General features: G+C 69.2%; 16 protein-coding genes and 1 tRNA gene. 7 read left to right on the top strand and 10 right to left on the bottom strand.

Annotated features, from left to right (window positions below; genetic code table 11):
* Positions 1–238: 238 nt before the first annotated feature.
* A complete protein-coding gene (locus tag ACIQF0_RS17745) occupies positions 239–1474 on the top strand; it encodes a thioester domain-containing protein (protein WP_360047928.1) in 1236 nt (411 codons plus the stop codon).
* 76 nt (positions 1475–1550) lie between these two features.
* On the opposite strand, the gene ACIQF0_RS17740 is transcribed toward ACIQF0_RS17745, so the two are convergent.
* Positions 1551–2864 carry a BNR-4 repeat-containing protein gene (locus ACIQF0_RS17740; RefSeq protein WP_401030593.1) on the bottom strand — a complete coding sequence of 438 codons (1314 nt, stop codon included), beginning with the start codon at positions 2862–2864 and terminating at the stop codon, positions 1551–1553.
* Positions 2865–3052: 188 nt separating this feature from the next.
* Here ACIQF0_RS17740 and ACIQF0_RS17735 point away from each other — a divergent pair, with 188 nt between their 5' ends.
* Positions 3053–3223, top strand: a complete 171-nt coding sequence (locus ACIQF0_RS17735) for an antitoxin (RefSeq protein ID WP_360047924.1) — start codon at positions 3053–3055, stop codon at positions 3221–3223.
* Positions 3224–3865, top strand: a complete 642-nt coding sequence (locus tag ACIQF0_RS17730; protein WP_401030591.1) for a putative glycolipid-binding domain-containing protein — start codon at positions 3224–3226, stop codon at positions 3863–3865.
* A 68-nt stretch (positions 3866–3933) separates the two neighbouring features.
* On the opposite strand, the gene ACIQF0_RS17725 is transcribed toward ACIQF0_RS17730, so the two are convergent.
* Positions 3934–6042, bottom strand: coding sequence for a prolyl oligopeptidase family serine peptidase (locus ACIQF0_RS17725; RefSeq protein WP_401030590.1), 2109 nt, complete (start codon positions 6040–6042; stop codon positions 3934–3936).
* Positions 6043–6068: 26 nt separating this feature from the next.
* On the bottom strand, positions 6069–6674 hold the full coding sequence (locus tag ACIQF0_RS17720) for a DUF4097 family beta strand repeat-containing protein (RefSeq protein ID WP_401030588.1): 606 nt from the start codon (positions 6672–6674) through the stop codon (positions 6069–6071).
* Between the two features lie 187 nt (positions 6675–6861).
* Between ACIQF0_RS17720 and ACIQF0_RS17715 the strand changes: the two genes are divergently transcribed.
* Complete coding sequence (locus ACIQF0_RS17715) at positions 6862–7572, top strand: helix-turn-helix domain-containing protein (protein ID WP_360047918.1); 711 nt, start codon at positions 6862–6864, stop codon at positions 7570–7572.
* Here the strand turns inward: ACIQF0_RS17715 and ACIQF0_RS17710 are convergent.
* The 5 genes from ACIQF0_RS17710 to ACIQF0_RS17690 all read right to left on the bottom strand — a co-directional run bounded on the left by ACIQF0_RS17710 (position 7569) and on the right by ACIQF0_RS17690 (position 14411).
* Entirely contained in the window at positions 7569–8753 is a 1185-nt protein-coding gene (locus tag ACIQF0_RS17710) for a thiolase family protein (RefSeq protein WP_401030586.1), read from the bottom strand. The two genes, ACIQF0_RS17715 and ACIQF0_RS17710, sit on opposite strands and share 4 nt — an antisense overlap.
* 179 nt (positions 8754–8932) lie before the next feature.
* Positions 8933–10657 carry a hypothetical protein gene (locus ACIQF0_RS17705; protein WP_401030584.1) on the bottom strand — a complete coding sequence of 575 codons (1725 nt, stop codon included), beginning with the start codon at positions 10655–10657 and terminating at the stop codon, positions 8933–8935.
* A gap of 18 nt (positions 10658–10675) precedes the next feature.
* Positions 10676–12223 carry a hypothetical protein gene (locus tag ACIQF0_RS17700; protein WP_401030582.1) on the bottom strand — a complete coding sequence of 516 codons (1548 nt, stop codon included), beginning with the start codon at positions 12221–12223 and terminating at the stop codon, positions 10676–10678.
* A gap of 9 nt (positions 12224–12232) precedes the next feature.
* A complete protein-coding gene (locus tag ACIQF0_RS17695) occupies positions 12233–13171 on the bottom strand; it encodes a prephenate dehydrogenase (protein ID WP_401030580.1) in 939 nt (312 codons plus the stop codon).
* A gap of 34 nt (positions 13172–13205) precedes the next feature.
* Positions 13206–14411, bottom strand: a complete 1206-nt coding sequence (locus tag ACIQF0_RS17690; RefSeq protein WP_360047910.1) for a M20 family metallopeptidase — start codon at positions 14409–14411, stop codon at positions 13206–13208.
* 60 nt (positions 14412–14471) lie between these two features.
* Between ACIQF0_RS17690 and ACIQF0_RS17685 the strand changes: the two genes are divergently transcribed.
* The 3 genes from ACIQF0_RS17685 to ACIQF0_RS17675 all read left to right on the top strand — a co-directional run bounded on the left by ACIQF0_RS17685 (position 14472) and on the right by ACIQF0_RS17675 (position 15523).
* Positions 14472–14960, top strand: a complete 489-nt coding sequence (locus ACIQF0_RS17685) for a tRNA adenosine deaminase-associated protein (RefSeq protein WP_401030578.1) — start codon at positions 14472–14474, stop codon at positions 14958–14960.
* Positions 14961–14974: 14 nt separating this feature from the next.
* The gene (locus ACIQF0_RS17680; protein WP_401031447.1) at positions 14975–15406 is read left to right on the top strand and encodes a nucleoside deaminase; all 432 of its coding nucleotides are present in this window, start codon (positions 14975–14977) and stop codon (positions 15404–15406) included.
* A gap of 32 nt (positions 15407–15438) precedes the next feature.
* Positions 15439–15523, top strand: a tRNA-Ser gene (locus tag ACIQF0_RS17675).
* Between the two features lie 43 nt (positions 15524–15566).
* Here ACIQF0_RS17675 and ACIQF0_RS17670 read toward each other — a convergent pair.
* Both ACIQF0_RS17670 and ACIQF0_RS17665 read right to left on the bottom strand, forming a co-directional pair.
* Complete coding sequence (locus ACIQF0_RS17670; protein ID WP_401030576.1) at positions 15567–16337, bottom strand: maleylpyruvate isomerase family mycothiol-dependent enzyme; 771 nt, start codon at positions 16335–16337, stop codon at positions 15567–15569.
* Positions 16338–16339: 2 nt separating this feature from the next.
* The gene (locus ACIQF0_RS17665) at positions 16340–17113 is read right to left on the bottom strand and encodes a maleylpyruvate isomerase family mycothiol-dependent enzyme (protein ID WP_401030574.1); all 774 of its coding nucleotides are present in this window, start codon (positions 17111–17113) and stop codon (positions 16340–16342) included.
* Between the last annotated feature and the right edge of the window lie 190 nt (positions 17114–17303).

Here is a 17303-nt window from a genome sequence, read left to right as displayed (position 1 = left end):
GTCACCTGACGGAATGAATGCATCGCAGGCCTATCCACTGTGGACACCGTGAGTATGTTTGCGCTGCTCACGCCCGGTGTTGGGTGCTCGCCATACCTCACCCATACGTGTGTCACCCCATCGGCTAACGTCCCGCTCGCTTCCTGTCGGTTCAGTGTCGATGACGACGTGCCGACCGTCCCGACGGATGACTGACTTCCCGCCGCGTTCGGGCTAATTTCAGCGAGCAAGGAGACCCATGGCTTCCCGGTTGAGGATCGGCGCAGCGCTGTTCGGCGCCACCGCCCTCCTGGCAATGACCACCCTTCCGGCGTCCGCTGAGGTCGTCATCACCCCGGATCGTGGCGACCAGCCCAAGGGCGAGCACGTCGCGCTGAAGCGGGGCGTGGGCAACCTTCCCGACCACGGCGAGAACTACCTCGACACCTCGGTCATCAAGCTCCGCATCAAGGACCAGGACGAGTCCAAGGTCTACGCGTACTGCGTCGAGCTGCCGACCCCGCTCAAGGACGGCGACAACCTCCGCGAGACGCCGTGGGGCACGCACCCCAACCCGAAGTCGAAGTTCCCGGCGAACGCGGGCAAGGTCCTCTGGGTCCTGACCAACTCGTTCCCCGGCATCTCGATGGACGAGGTCAAGACCAAGTGGGGCAGCCAGTTCTCCAAGGAGGAGACGATCGCGGCCACGCAGACCGCGATCTGGCACTTCACCGACGGCGCTGAGCTGGACACCAACGACGGCCGCAACAAGCAGGACGTCAAGGACCTCTACGCGAAGCTCGTCGAGCAGGCCGAGAAGAACGAGATCAAGGACCAGCCGAAGCCGACGCTGGAGATCGAGCCCGTCTCGCAGTCCGGCAAGGCCGGCGAGAAGATCGGCCCGTTCAAGGTCACGACCACGGCCTCCGAGGTCAAGCTGACCGCGAACCTGCCCGAGGGCGTCACCATCACCGACGCCGCCGGCAACCCGCTCGCCGTGCAGAAGAAGGACGACAAGCTCGCCGTCCAGGGCACGGGCGACAAGGTCTCCGAGTTCTTCGTGAACGTCCCGGCCGGTGCGAAGGACGGCCAGGCGTCGTTCAAGCTCTCCGCCGAGGCCACGCTGCAGGTCGGCCGCCTGTTCATCGCGAAGGACAAGGCCGACAACGGCGAGACCAAGAAGTCCCAGTCGCTCGTCGTCGCGCAGCCGTCCAAGGCCAAGGTCGAGAAGGAGGCCAAGGCCGACTGGAAGGCCGCCGTCGTGCCGCCCACCTCGAGCACGCCGTCCTCCTCGGTGACGCCGCCGACCTCGACCCCCGAGACCACGACGCCGACCACGTCCTCCACCCCGGCCAACCCGGCTCCGGGTGGCGGCGAGGACGACCTCGCGTCGACCGGTGCGTCGATCATGTGGCCGCTGATCGGTGGTCTGGTCCTCGTCGGCGCCGGTGTCGGTGCGCTGTTCGTGGTCCGTCGCAAGAAGGCCGGCGCCTGATCCAGGCAGCCAGCCCCCAGACGAACGCCCCCTGGTTCCGCGCCGGAGCAGGGGGCGTTTGCCATTTCTGAAGGGACTACCGGCGGCTGACGCCCGCCACGTAGATGTCCCCGTCGGCGATCGCGACGTCCCGGGCGGAAGACGCCCCGGAGAAGATCGCGCGGGCCGGGTCGCGGAAGTTCTCCACGATCTCGACGCGCTGCACCGGCTTGGCCGTCGGGATGACGGACTCCGGCGACCAGAAACGACCGAACCGCACCAGGTAGGTGTTCACGTTCGGCTTGCCGTCCTCGGTCGCGTAGACCCGCCAGGTGAACAGGTCGACCTCCTCGATCTCACGGGTGCGCAGTCCCCGTGCGACCTCCTTGGTCTCCCAGCTCCGACCGTTCCAAGTGGACAGGTAGTTGCGCAGCGGACCCTTGTCCTCGTCGCCCATGAACCACAACAGGAACGGCTTGCCCAGCGTCGTGCCCACCTGCTGGATGTAGTCGGGGGACTTCACGGCGTTCGGCAGGGTCAGCGGGGTCTCCGCGACCTTCAGGTGCGTCTCCTGGTCGGCGTCGTCGATCTGGGTGCCCAGGTCCTTGCCGGACGCCGAGTAGAAGTGCCGGTTCTTCGGGTCGAACCACGTGTAGTAGATGTTGCGGTGGTACCGGTCGTGCAGATGTCCCTCCGTGCCACCACCCGCGAGCGTGTACACGATCCGCACGCGGCCGTTGTCCTCCAGCCGCAGCTGACCGATGTAGATCTCGTTCATGTTGTCCGCGCGGGAGGTCGAACCGATCGCGAACCTGTCCCCGGTCAGCTCCGTGGAGGTCTTCCACGTCTTGCCGTTGTCCTTGGACACCACGTAGAGCATCGGCCGGGTGTCCGTGGGGGTGACCTTGTCGAGGTCGCGGGTCGTCTCGCGGTAGAAGACGTAGATCGTGCCGTCGCGCGTGACGAACGGCATCGGGTACGTGGCCGCGTTCTTCGAGATCAGCGTCTCTTCCCAGACGCCGTCGGCCGAGTTGGGCTGCGGCGAACGGGACATGCGCAGCTCGATGTTGTGCATGCCGCGGAAGACCAGCAGGTGCCCGTCCTTGGCCTGGACCATGGTCGGGTAGTTGTGCGAGTCCGAGTCACCGTCCGCGACCCGGTTGGGCGTGGACCAGGTGGCCTTGCGGTGGTCGTACGCCTGGACGTAGCTGTCCTCGTACTGACCCGCCCACGAGATGAACGTCTTGCCGGCCTTCTTGTCGTAGACCCCACCGGCGACCGGACGCCGGTCACTGCGGGCCGCGACGTTCGTGGCCGTGGTCGTCACCGTGAACTTCGCTTTCCCCTGAACATCGGCCGTGGCGTTGGCCGAGGGGACCGCGACGAGCGGCAACAGCAGTACTGCGGACATAACTCCACGCAGGAGCCGTGTCATGCAACTTCCTCCTGGTTCTGACCGCGACGGCGGCCGACCAGGCGGCGGTAGCGACATCTTCGTTGTCGCCGAGCCAACTTGTCCAGGCGGAGTTAGCGTGATCGCTGGCTATCAACACGCGGGCCCCACTCGGGTACCCTGCGTCAGGGACGAAGGAGCATCACATGAACTTCGACGAGATCAAGAACAAGGCCCTGGACCTGGCCGAGCAGAACCACGAGAAGGTCGACCAGGGCGTCGATGCCGCGGCGGACTTCGTCGCAGGCAAGTTCGGTCACGCAGACCAGGTCGACTCGGTTGCCGAGAAGATCAAGGACATCCTTCCAGGTGGATGAGTGAACTCCTTCAACGCCACTGACGCGGGGCGGGTCACCTCCACCGGAGAGACCCGCTCTCCTTCTGCCCGCAGGCCCGAGATGATCACCTGGCAGGGCATCCACGAGCCGCGGCTGGAGCAGGTGCGCCTGCTCCTCTCGAGCGACCAACGCCTCCGCGCGTCTGGCCGCCTGGTCGCCGCCGGCCCCGACGAGCAGTTCAACGCCTCCTTCGAGGTGTCCGTGGGCGAGAGCGGCCAGGTGAACAGGCTCCTGCTCCGCACCGCGACCGTGCTGGAGGAGCGCCAGTGCTCCTTGTCGCGCACCGAGGACGGCGCCTGGCTGGTCGACCACGGCCAGGGCAGCAAGCGCGAGACGTTCAACGACGCATTGGACGTCGACGTCCAGTTCGCCGTGCTGTTCAACGCCATCCCCATCCGCAGGTTGGGCCTGCACCGCGAGCCGGGTGAGCACGCGCTGCCCGTCGTGCGGGTGTCGCTGCCCGACCTGTCGGTGAAGGCCGTGACCCAGACCTACAAGACGGTGTCCGTCGCGGACGACGTCTCGGTGGTGCGGTTCAAGAGCGGCGGGTTCGAGCAGAACGTCAAGGTCGACCCGAACGGCCTGGTGCTCGAGTACCCGCTGATCTCGAAGCGGATCTAGAACCGCTTCGTCGACCGCCCCCTCACCTGTGTCGGTGAAAGGGCGGTCGGCGGTCGTGGCTGAGGTCGTCAGACCATCTCGCCCAGCACCTCGGGGTCGATGACGATCGGCGCCGGACGATACGCGGGCGGCTCGACCCCCATCAGCGAGCGCACCAGGAAGTCCCAGGCCTTCGTGCGCACGTAAGCCATCCGGTCGATGAACAGGTGCTCGGCCCCGGGCACGATCACCAGCTCGAACTCCTTGCCCGCGGCGATCAACGCGTCCGCCATCCGCAGCGAGTGGTCCGGATGAACGGTGTCGTCCAGTTCGCCGTGGATCAGCAGCAGCTTGCCTTCCAGCCGGTCCGCGATCTCGACGTTCGAGGCGCGAAGCCACGCCGAAGGGTTGTCCGGGCCGTCGACGGTCTCGGCCCAGCCCAGTCCGATGTACCGGGCGTCGTGGGAGCCGGACAGCGCGACACCGGCGCGATAGGTCTCCGGGTGGGCGAGCACCGCCCGTCCCGCCGCGAATCCGCCGCCCGAGTGGCCCATCACGCCCACCCGTGCGAGGTCCATCCACGGTCGCGACTCGGCCAGTTGGTGCAGGGCCGCGACGTGGTCCTCCAGGCTGCCCGCGGCGGCGAGGTTGCCGTACGAGACGTCGTGGAAGGCCTTCGAACGACCCGGCGTGCCGCGGCCGTCCAGAGCGATCACGACGAAACCGAGTGCTGCCAACGGTTCCGCGTCCAGGCCCATGCCGCCGGGGTCGAAGCACGGTTCGACGCGGTTGACCTGCGGGCCGGGGTAGACGTTGTCCACCACGGCGTAGCTGGCGGACGGGTCGAAGTCGCGCGGCTTGTAGAGCACGCCGTAGATGTCCGTGGTGCCGTCGGCCGCCTTGACGCGGAAGCGTTCCGGGGGCGTCCAGCCCGTGGCGAGCAGGCGGCTGATGTCGGCCTGCTCCAACGAGACCAGCACCTCGCCGCTCCACGAACGCACCACCGTCACCGGCGGGGTGTCCACAGTGGACGCCAAGTCGACGAAGTACGAACCGTTGGGCGACACCGTGACGACGTGGTCCAGCGAGTCGTCGGTGACGACGGCGAAACCGGTGCCGTCCAAGGCGACGCGGCACACCGTGCGGCGGTACGGGTCTTCGGAAACCAGGCCCGACGCGGTGAAGTGCACGACGCCGTCGGAGACGTGCAGGATCTCGCGGACCAGCCATTGGCCCGTGGTGACCTGGTTGAGCAACGAGCCGGTGTGCAGGTCGTAGCGGTAGAGGTGGCCCCAGCCGTCGCGCTGCGAGAACCACAGCACCTCGTCAGCCAGCACGCGGACGATGGGCGCGCCGTAGATCAGCTGGTTGGGGCCCACTCGGTTGGAGCCCGTCTCGCTGATCACGACCGTGACCTCGCCCGACGAGGCGTCCATCCGGTTCAGGGTCAGGGTGTGCTGGTCACGGGGGCGGGAGAGGAAGTAGACCGCCGTGCTGTCCTCGGACCACCACGCCCAGCCGGCCATGATCGGGGAGAACTCCGGCATGAGCAGCGGTTCGCACTGGGCGTGCACCGCCTTGCCTTCGGCGATGTCGAACACGACCAACTCGGCCAACGGCATGTGCTCGTCGCCGGGGTAGGCGTAGTGCTGGGTGTGCGTCACGGGGGCGCCGCCGTCGGCCGGGCGCGATTCGATGAGGTGGGTCTGGCGGACGTTGCGCTGGTCGGTGCGGTGGGCCAGCACCTTCGACGAGTCGGGCGCCCAGGCCAGAGCCGGTGGCATGTGGGGTAGGCCGAACTTGCGCATCAGCGTGCCGTAGCTCATGGCGTCCGGGCCGTATCCGTAGCCGTGGCCCGGAACGCCGTCCGAAGTCAGCGCCCACTCGCGCTCACCCGAGCGCGCCCACAGGTCGTGGCCGCGCCGCGAGACCGCGACCTTGCCGTCGGGGGAGGAGACCTCCAGCGGGTTGCCGGGTGCGGCGACGAACGGCATCGGGTCGAAGCCCGGGGTGCGGGTGCCCTCCGCCGGGTCGACCACCACGAACTGGCGGTCGGCGCCGTCGCGGAGCTGGTACCAGAAGCGGTTTCCGTCCTCGATCCACTGTGGACGGACCTTGTCGGCGACGACCAGTTCGCCGGGGGCGGCTGGGCGGCGGAGGAGTTGTTCTGCGGCTTGGTAGTGGGCGGTGGTGCTCATGGTCTCTCCCCAGTGCGTAAGCGGTTTTAGAGGCTGCGGGCGGTGATGTCGCCGTACGACGTGGTGGCGCGGATGGTGAGGTCCGGCGCGTCGGCGTTGCGCAGCGCGTTGTTGACGCGGCCGTACGAGGTGCCGGCGTCGAGTGCGGCCGAGAGGCCGGCGGCGACGCTGACGTTGATGTCGCCCTTCTGGGTGGTGATCTCGGCGGAACCGTTGAGGCGACCGACCGTGACGTCACCGGCCTGCGTCACGAGGCGGACGTGCGCGGCCTCGTCGATCTTGATGTCGCTCTGCGCCGCCTCGAAGGCGACGTCACCGAGCCGGCCGACGCCGCGGAACTCGGCGCTCGCCGCCTTGGCCTCGACCCGCGAACCGGCGGGCAGCTGGACGGTGACCTCGACGGCTCCCGACGAGCCGAGGATCTTGTTGCCCGACTCGGTCGTGATGCGCAGGACGCCGTCGGCGTAGTCGACCTCGATCTTCTCGGCCGCCTTCACGTCGCGGCTCTGCGCGGCGTCGGCCGGGAGGACCTCGACGGCGGTGTCGGCGCGGTCGGCGGCGATGAACTGAACGCGCCCGGCGGGGATGTCGAGGATGGCGGCGATGGGGGCGGGGGTGGTGAAGGTCTGCATCTCGGGCTCCTGTGGCTCGTTGTTTCTGATGAGAGAAAAGCTACGTTGCGTTTCCAGATCTGGACAACAAGTTCGTTGCGATGGAAGCGCATAACAGCAGCTCAAAGCCGCAAGATCGTTGCAACAGGATGTAGATCTAATGCAACGACTGTTGCAATGAGGTGAAGGTGAAAGCTATGGTCTGGGCATGCCAGGAGGTCGACTCACCCAGCAGGAACGCCGTCAGATCGCCATCGGCCTGTCCGACGGCCTCGCCTACGCGGAGATCGCGCGAAACCTCGACCGGCCCACCTCGACGATCACGCGCGAGGTGATGCGCAACGGAGGTCCGGCCGGGTACAAGGCCGACATCGCCCACCTCGCCACCGAACGCCGTGCGCAGCGGCGCAAGCAGGCCGCACCTCGCCGACCGGTGGCGGAGCGCGCGGACGGTCGTGACCTGGAGGCGGTGCGGGAGTTCGAGGAGATGTTCGCCGGCATCTTCATGGGCCAGGGCCTGTCGAAGATGCCGGCGAGGGTGCTCGCGAGCCTCTACGCGACCGACTCCGGCAGCCTGACCGCGTCAGAACTGGTGGGACACCTGCAGGTCAGTCCGGCCTCGGTCTCGAAGGCCATGTCCTTCCTGGAAGGTCAGGGCCTGATCGCGCGCGAGCGCGACGAACGCCGCCGCGAGCGGTACGTCGTCGACGAAGGCGACATCTGGTACCAGTCGATGATCGCGAGCGCCGCCGGCACGACGAAGCTCGCCGAGGCCGCGCGGCAGGGTTCCGGCGTCCTCGGCTCCGGCACCCCGGCCTCCACCAGGCTGGAGAACATCGCGCGGTTCCTGGACTTCGTCAGCGAGAGCATCGTCCGCGCGGCCGAGCAGGCCCGCGACATCCTGCACCCCAAGGACTAGACGCGCACCGCCACGGCCACACCCTGACCGACGCCGACGCACGCCGCCGCGATGCCAATGCCGCCACCACGCTGCCGCAGGTGGCGGCACACGTCGACGATCACGCGCGGCATCGAGGCGCCGAGCGGGTGGCCGTAGGCGATCGCGCCGCCGTGGACGTTGACCTTCTCCTTGTCGATCTCGGGAAGGTGGTGCACCACCGACAAAGCCATCGCGGCGAAGGCCTCGTTGATCTCCCACAGGTCGACCTGCTCGGCCTCGATGTGCAGGCGCTTCAACAGTTTCCGGATCGCCGACACGGGCGCGATGGTGAACCGGTGCGGTTCCTCGCCGGTGGTCGCCGACCCGAGCACCTCACCCAGCGGCTCGACGCCCAGTTCGGACGCGATCGCTTCCGTGCCGAGCAAAGCAGCCAACGCGCCGTCGTTGAGCGGTGACGCGTTGCCCGCCGTCACCGATCCGGTCTCCGAGAACGCGGGCTTCAGCTTCGCGAGCTTCTCGAGGCTGGTGTCGGCGCGGACGTTCTCGTCGCGCCGGATCGCCGTCCCGTCCGGCAACTGCACGGGGAACGCGAAACCTTCGTGCACACCGGCATCCCACGCCGCGGCGGCGCGGCGGTGCGAGCGCAGCGCGAAGTTGTCCATCTGCTCGCGGGTGATCCCGAGTTCGTGGGCCACGTTCTCGGCGGCCAAGCCCAGCGGCACTGTGTAGTGCTTGGGCATCCGCGGGTTCACCAGCCGCCAGCCGAGCGCCGTCGACACGGTCTCCAACCGATCCGGGAAGGCCTTGTCCGGGCGCGCCGTCACGAACGGCGCCCGTGACATCCCCTCGACGCCACCGGCGACGATCAGGTCGGCGTCACCGGTGATCAGCGCCCGCGCGCCCTGGATGATCGACTCGCCACCCGAGGCGCACAGCCGGTTCAGCGTCACGCCCGGCACGGAGACCGGCAGCCCCGCCAGCAACGCGGCCATGCGGGCGACGTTGCGGTTGTCCTCGCCGGCTCCGTTCGCGTCACCCAGCAGCACGTCGTCGATGCGCGCCAGGTCGAGCGACGGGTAGCGGCGCAGCAGGTCGACGATGGGCAGCGCCGCGAGGTCGTCCACCCGGATGCCGGAGAGACCTCCCCGGTACTTGCCGAACGGCGTGCGGGCGGCGTCGATGATCAGTGCGCGTGCCATACGTCCATCTTGGAGCAGGAGTGCCGCGGCCCGAAATTTGGCGAGCCAATTCACGCTCAGCAGGGCGGCTCGCGGCACCGCCCCCGCGCCCCCATACGTCCAGTATGAGGACGCGGGGGCGGCACCACGATCCACCCGTCTGACCGCGAATTGACCCGGCAAATTTCGAGCCGCGGCACTCACGGCTTGAGCAAAAAGGGAACGTAACCCGTCTCGGGGCTCACCTCTGAATCGGTGCTGAACGCCTTCACCTCGATGGCGTGCGCTCCCGCGGTCATCGCGCCCGTGTTGAGTGAAATCCGCCACCGGCCTGCGGCGGCGGGTCCGTCGGCGGTCGTCGGCACGGTGGCGACGTGGTTGCCGTCGAGCCTGATCTCGAACCCGGCGAGGCCCGCCACGGCCACGTCGAGGGCGTTGACGCGGACCTCCAGCACGACCCGGCCGCGGTTGAAGGCTGCGCCGTTCTCGACTGGCTGGCCGCTCGCGTCCAGGACCTCGGGGATCGGGTCGGCGAGCGTCGGCTTCGCGTCCACCAGCGGTGTGCCGGGCTGGCGGCGCGGTTCCTTCTTCGGGCCGGTCAGTTCGACGTCGGTGTGGGTGACCTGGATGCGTTCCTGGGTGACGAGCTGCACGTTCAGGTTGTCGGTGAAGGCCTCCCTCGGCAGGTCGGCGACGGCCGGGTACTCCGCGCCCGGCTTCCAGGGCGTGCCCTCGATCGCCGGCCTGAGCGGTATCTGGATGCCGTTGACCTTCACCGCGGTAACCGGCTCGCTTTCGCGCGACGGGATCAGGGCGATGCGCAGCTGACCTGCGGTGACGTCCGCGATGGGAGTGGCGCTCGCGCTCGCCGGGCCGTCCACGCGGACCTGCGGCGTCGGGCCCGCGAGCGGGGCGTCGGCCTTGGCGGTGCGGTAGCCGATCAGGTCGACTCCGGCGCGGATCCGGTCGCCGGCGAGCGCCGCGACGCCGACCAGGGCCGTCGCCTCGCGCCACTGCGGCACGAACGGCGAGGTGGCGACGACGTCTCCGTCGCGCACGACCTGGACGCCGGCCGGGGTCAGCACGAGTTCCCACCGCACGGTCACGCCGGGCAGCGCGGCCGGGACGGGCTTGACCGACGTGCCGTTCGGGACGAGCTCGACGATCGAGTTGCCGGAGTTGTCGGTGGAGACCGTGGCGCGGATGGTGTTCGGCGGCACCGGTTCGCCCTGCACGCTGACCGGGCCCGGCACGAGGTCGAGCAGCAGCTTGCCGCCGGTGCCGGGGGCGTCGGTCTCGATCACGAGCCGGCTCTCGTCGTCGCCGCGGACGAACGGCGTGCGCGACCTCAGCGTCACCGCGCGGGTGCCGCAACTGCTGCTGATCACGAGCCGGTCGTGGTCGTCCTCGTCGCCGCTGGTGGCGCGGGCGCAGTCGGTGCGCTTGGAGAGCCTCCACAGTTGGAGGTCGGGTTCGTCGGAGGAGTCGAAGCGGTCGACGAACGTGTACGGGGCGTTGTCGGCGCGCGGGGTCGCCTTGGTCCTGGCGGGCTGCGAACGCTGACCGAACGCGTCGACGGCGCGGATGTCGATCTGCTGCTCGCGTTCGTTCTCGAGGCCGTTGAGCTGGGTGCCGGGGCGCGTGACGAGCTTGACCTTGTCGCCCCACCGCACCTCGTACGCGGGCGCGTCGCCGGTCCAGGTGAGCTGGATCTTGTGGTGACCCGCGCGCGCGACGACTCCCGCGGGTGTGGCCGGGCGGCCCTGGGGGCCCGGCACCAGAACCTGCTCCGCCACGTACGGCTTGAGCTTCGTCGGCGCCGGGGGAGCGACGGGCAGGCCCGAGTCGCTCCCGCCGGTGTCGCGCAGCACGATCACGCCCGCCACCAGCGCGAGGCCCACGACGACGAAGGCGACCCGCTTCATAGCGTCACGCTAAGGCGTTCACCCCAGCTCGAACACGGTTTCCGCGATAACGGGTTCGCCACCGTCCGCCGGAAGGACGCTGAGCTTGAGCCGAGCGTGCGCAGCGGGGGTCAGCGTCCTGGTGTCGAGCCAGAACTCGTGCCTGCCGGGAACGCCGGGCCCCTGCTCGTTGGTGGGCAGCGAGACGATCCGCTTGCCGTCGAGTTCGAGCTCGATCCCGCGGTGCCCGATGGCGTTGACCTCGGCCGTGATCAGGACGCGTCCCTTGCCGGGCAACGGTTGCGGGGGCTTGGTGCCGTCCTCGTGCATGACGTGCAGCCGCGGCGCGCCGGTCTTGATGCCGCCGGGCCGGTCCGCGAGCCGGGGGAGCGTGCCGGGGCGGCTCTCGGGCTTGCGGATGACGACGAGCTGGGCTTCCTGGGCGGCTCGGACCGTCCTGGGGCTGATCGGCACGTTGGTGACCATGACCTGGCCGGCGTCCGGCTTGACGAGCTTCGCGGCCACGGCGTCCTGCGGGAGTTCGACGTCCTTGTCGAGCGGGATGACCTCGGTGGGCACGACGCGTTCCGGCACGCCCCCGACGCCGAACGCGTCCAGGAAGCCGCCGCCGTCGATGCGGATCCGCGGGTGCACCAGCCGTTCCCTGATCGCGACGGGTTCGTAGGCGACCACGACGCCGTCCCGCAGCGCGACCACGGCCTCGGGCAGCACCCGCATCTCCCAGCGGTGCCGCACGCCGGCCGTCAGCCCGGTCATCGGCGCGTCGCCCAGGTCGATCTGCTTGCCGGTGCGGGGAAGGTCGGGGTCGGCGACGATCCGCGTGCCCTGCGTCGTGATGTCGAGGCTGACCGCGCCCTTCGGCTGCGCGTCGGTCTCCTTCAGGTACTGCCACGGATCGGGCAGCAAGGTCAGCCGCACGTGACTCGACTCGACCGCGCCCGCGACGCTGATGATCGCCCGGCCGGTCGCGCCATCACTCGCGGGCACTCCGAACCGGATCGGGGTGTTGCTCTGGAAGGCGGCCATCGGGCAGTCGACGTCGATGCGCTTGCTCTGCCCGAACGGCCGGAGCCCCAGGCACTCCGGTTCCGCCTCGACCCGCCACTTCCGCGGATCGAGCGCCTCCGGGCCGTCGAACCTGTCCGCCTGGCCGACGAGCTGGTCCTCCCACTTGCCGTTGTAGACGTCCTTGGGCGTCGCGGCGATCTTGAGCGGCTCACTGCGCTTGCCGGTCGCGCTGACCGCCCGGATCTCGACCTCGGTCTGGGTGTCGGGACTCAGGTTCGGCAGCTCGACCTCGGGACCGGGCACCAGCTGCTCGTTGCCGTTCCAGCGCACCTCGTAGGCGGGCGCCGACCCGTTCCACGCGATCTGCAGCGCGTCCACGTCCAGCGCCTGAGCCCTGGCGTTGGACGGTTTCATCGGCTCCTGGAGCGCGACGACCTCGACACCGTCAGCCGTTTCCTTCTTGAGGGTGTCCGGCGCGTCACCGGCCCGGAGCGCCACAACCGCGGCCACGACGAGCGCGAGTCCACCGAGTCCGCCGGCGAGCGTCCGTCGATCCACTCGGCGACCCTACGACGTTTCCGCTTGCGCGGTGCTGCCGTTCAGCCCAACCACACGTCCGCCACGAGACCCAAGGTTCCGCAACGCCGCCAGTGCTCCCGGCTTGGTCAGATCGATCGTGATCTTCGTCCGCTGCGGCTGGTTGACCAGCACGTTCCGGCCTTCGTGCCCGGCCTCGATGGTCTTCGCGAGACCGCCGGTGGACGCCAGCGAACCCCTCGCCGCGCCGAGCCTGCCGAGCGCGTCGTCGACGGCCATCAGCAGCGCGTCCCGGTTCCCCTCGCACATCGCCCTGACGAGCTCCGGCCTGCTGCCCGCGACCCGCGTCCCGTCCCCGAAACTGCCCGCCGCGAGCGCCATGGCGAGCGGCCCGCCATCGGCCCCGACCGCGGCCAGGATCGCCGCCATGATGTGCGGCAGGTGACTGATCCGGGCCACCGCCTCGTCGTGCTCCTCCGGCGTCGTCGGCACCACGTGCGCGCCGAGGTCGAGCGCGAGCTGGATGACGTCGTTGAGGTGGTCGTCGGCCTCCTCGGGCGTGACGACCCAGGCAGCGTTCTCGAAGAGCGTCCTGCTGCCGGCGCCCCACCCGCTCTTGCTCGTGCCGGCCATCGGGTGGCCGCCGACGAAGCGCACGTCCGGCGCGTACCGGTGCACGGCGTCGTGGACGGGCCCCTTGACGCTGGTCACGTCCGTGAGCCGGGTGCCGGTGGGGATCTTGCGCAGCAGGTCGGGCAGCGCGGGCATCGGCACGGCGAGCACGACGAGCGCCTCGGGGTTCCGGCTGAGGGCCTCGTCCACACTCACGATGTCGAAGCCCTCAGCGCGCGCGTTGTCCGCGTCCTCTTTGCTCGCCGTCGCACCCCACACCGTGCGCCCGGCAGCCTTGGCGGCCCGCAGCACGGAGCCGCCGATCAGTCCCAGTCCGATCACGCACACGTCTCGCACGGCGCCCATCATTCCGTGCGACGCGTACCTGTAACTAGCGGAGGGCGTCCAGCGCGAACGCCGCGTACATCGCCACCCCGTGCTCCATAGCGGCCTCGTCGAACAGCACCCGGTTCGAGTGGTTCGGCGCGGCCTCCTCCAGGTCGACGCCCCGCGGGCAGGCCCCGAGGAACGCCAGCGCGCCGGGAACCCGCTGCAACACGTAGGAGAAGTCCTCCGCTCCCATCAGCGGATCCTGCATCGGCTCGCTCCACGAGGCACCCATCGCCGTGGCCGCCAGGTCCACCACGTGCTGCCCGACGACGTCGTCGTTCACCGTCACCGGATACCCCGGCACGATGCTGACCTCGGCATGGCACCCGTAAGCGGCGGCCGTGTGCTTGATGGCCTGCTTGAGCTCCTTGTGCACGAGCGCGCGCGTCTCCTCCGACAACGTCCTGATCGTCCCGTCGAGGGTCGCGACCTCGGGGATGATGTTCGTCGTGGTGCCGGCGTGGATCTGCGCGACGGTCACCACCGCGGGCTGGTGGACGCTCACCCGTCGTCCGAGCATCGTCTGGATCGCGCCGACCATCGCGGCCGCGGCGGGCACCGGGTCCAGTGCGTTGTGCGGCATCGCGCCGTGACCGCCGCGGCCCTTCACGTGCACGTGGAACGAGTCGGCGGAGGCCATCATCGGGCCTGGGCGGCACGTCACCACGCCCGACTTCATCGTGGACGTGATGTGCAGTGCGAACGCCTTCTCCACGCCGTCGTCGAGCAGGCCCTCGTCGATCATGTGCCGGGCGCCGTGGTGGCCCTCCTCGCCCGGCTGGAACATGAACAGGACGCGGCCCTTGAGCGAGTCACGCCGGTCCGCCAGCAGCCGGGCGGAGGCAGCCAGCATCGCCACGTGCGTGTCGTGACCGCAGGCGTGCATGTTGCCGTCCACTTCGGACGCGAACGGCAGGCCCGTCTCCTCCTGGAGCGGCAGGCCGTCCATGTCGCCGCGCAGCAGCACCGTCGGCCCCGGCTGGTCGCCTTCGAGCACCGCCACGACCGAGGTCGACGACTCGCCCTTCGTGACCTTGACAGGCAACCCCTCCAGCGCGTGCAGGATGGCGGCCTGCGTCTTGGGGAGGTGAAGTCCCTGTTCAGGGTGCCGGTGGATCTGACGGCGCAGCGCCACCGTGCGGGGCTGGAGCGAACGAGCCCCTTCGAGCAATCCGGCGAGACGGGGGTCCGGCGTAGTTGTGCTCATCTACCGATGGTGCCACCACCTCGGCTACCGGGAAGGTCGTCTGGGCCCTACGGTGTGCACATGACACAGCAGGAGCCGGTCAACGGCTTCGCGGTCGCGGTCGTCCGAGAGGACGGCCGCTGGCGGTGCAGCAGGATGGACAGCTCCGCGCTGTCGGAGCTGGACGCGGCTATCACGGAGCTGCGCCAACTGAGGTCGACAGGAGCTGTGTTCGGTCTCCTCGCCGTCGACGACGAGTTCTTCATCATCCTGCGTCCCGTGCCGGGTGGCGTCGCCCTGCTGCTGTCCGACGCGGCCGCCGCGCTCGACTACGACATCGCGGCCGACGTCCTCGACCTCCTCCGCGTCGAACCACCGGACGAAGAGGACAACGACATCTGGCCGGAAGGCGACCTCGGCGTCCTGACCGACCTCGGCATGCCCTCGCACGAACTCCAGATCATCGTCGACGAGGTCGACCTCTACCCGGACGAGCAGCTCCAGATGATCGCCCAGCGCATCGGCTTCATCGACGAGTTCACGAAGCTGCTCGACACGATCCAAGCGTGATCTCCGCAGAGGACATGGTCCGAGCGGCCCTTCGCGCGGCCGCGAACGCCGGTACGGACGTCCCGATCGGCGCCGTCGTCTTCGCACCGGACGGCTCCGTGCTCGCCGAGGCCTGCAACGCGCGCGAAGCCCTGGGCGACCCGACCGCACACGCCGAGATCCTGGCGCTGCGGGAAGCCGCGTCGAAGTACGGCGACGGCTGGCGGCTCGACGGCTGCACCATCGCCGTGACGTTGGAACCCTGCACGATGTGCGCCGGCGCCCTCGTGCTCGCCCGTGTTTCGCGTCTCGTCTTCGGCGCCTGGGAGCCCAAAACCGGGGCTGTGGCGTCGTTGTGGGACGTCGTGCGCGACCGCCGGCTCAACCACCGGCCGGAGGTGCAGGGCGGTGTGCTGGAGAAGGAGTGCGCTGACCTGCTCGAACGCTTCTTCCGGACCCAGCGTTAAGCCAGTCGCGCGGGCTGTGTATTGTTCTTATCGGTGGCGTGTCCGAGCGGCCGAAGGAGCACGCCTCGAAAGCGTGTGAGGTGAAAGCCTCCGTGGGTTCAAATCCCACCGCCACCGCTGTTGAAGGGCCCCGGAGCGATCCGGGGCCCTTCTTGCGTCTTCAGAACCTCATCGCGTCCAGGAACTTCGCCAGCAGCCCGGCGTCCCCGGTCACCTCGAGACCTTCCGTCCCACGCCGTTGGTACAGCGCGAGCACGATGTCCATGACGGGGCCGCGCACCGCCACCGACCACTTCTCCTCGTCGTCCGTCACCCGAGGCGCGGACCCGCGAAGATCGACCGTCCACGTCTGCGCGGTGTCCGTCGTCTCGAAGTGCAGGACGCCGGAGCCGAGCAGTTCGGCCGCGGCCGGTCGCAGGTCGAAGATGATCCACGCGATCGCGGTCATCCACTCGTACAACGTGTCGTGAGCGACCCGCTCGTCGACCTCGAACGGCAGACCGAGCGCGTCGAAGGCGTCCCAGCGGTGGATCACCGTCTCGTGCGCCATCCGCCTCGACCAGAAGTCCGGCCCCGGCTCGCCGGGCCGCAGCACCGCGATCATCTCCCGGCGGTCGACGGGCAGCATCGTGTCCGAGATCAGCGCAGCGCCCTCGATCAGCCACGGGCCCAGCTCCGCGGCGGTCTCGCCGGTGTACTCGGAGACCGAGTGCGCTTTGCTGAACGACCTGTCGATCTCCGGGAACCGTTCCCCGACCATCTGCGCGATCCACCGGTGCGCGTAGCCGAGGTGGCGCAGCAGCTGGTTCAGCGTCCAGTTCGGAGTGGCCGGCACCGGGATCGAGAGATCGGCGCCCTCGATCCCGGTGACCAGCAGCGACGTCTCGGAAACGATGATGGCCAGACGTTCCTGGTAGCTCAGCGACCCCATGGTCAAAAACGTACGCGGTCCAGGAACAGGTCGAGCAGCGCCGCGTCCCCGAACACCTCCAGCCCCTCCACCGGGCGGCGCCGGTAGACGGCCAGCACCAGCTCGACGAGCGGGCCGCGCAACGCCACCGCGGCCTTCTCGTGCCCCTCCCGCACGACGGGCGACGGGCCCGTGAGATCGATCACGAACTCCGCCTCGGCGTCGGTCGCGTGCAGGTGCACCGTGTGGCCGGGGCCGACCAAGGCCGCGGTCTCTGCGGGCCAGCGCATGAACGCGTACGGCAGAGCGAGAGCGGTCCACTCCGAGAGCGTGTCGTGGGCGACCTCCAGGTCCAGTTCGAACGGCACGCCCAGCGCGTTCGCGACGTCCCAGCGGTGCATGACCGTCTCGTGCGTCATGCGGCGTGACCACACGCGCGGGCCGGGGTGGCCGGCGAGCGAGGCGATCATCTCGTCCGGGTCGACCTCGGTGAGCACCTCCGACAGGGAGGCGGCGCCCTCGTCCAGCCAGGGGACCAGCACGGACGCCGGCTCACCCACATACGAGGACAGCTGCTGCGCCTCGTTGCGGGAGTAGTCGACCTCCGGCAGTCTCTCGCGGAGCATCAGGTCGGCCCAGCGGTGCGCGTGGCCGAGGTGGCGGAGCAGTTGGTTGAGCGTCCAGTCCGGGATCGACGGCACCTGAATGCCCAGGTCAGCGCCGTCCAGGGACGAGGTCAGCAGCGAAGTCTGGTGGATGATCTCGGCGCAGCGACGCTCGTAGCTCAGCATCTTCATGCCCTCAACGTAGGGACGTCGGCCGGTGCCTGGGAGGGGCCCACCGGCCGACGTTCCGAAATGGAGCATACACCATGATCGAACACTTGTTCGAGTGATCATTGATGGGCCAACCGGTTAACCGTTAGTAACAACGGCTACCAAAGCTCACTCGATCGGGGAAAGATGCGTCGGTCCGCCGCATCCCCTG

Origin of the sequence: Lentzea sp. NPDC092896, assembly GCF_044754905.1 — a bacterium.
Lineage (GTDB): Bacteria > Actinomycetota > Actinomycetes > Mycobacteriales > Pseudonocardiaceae > Lentzea.
This window is presented reverse-complemented; position numbering and strand designations above follow the sequence as displayed.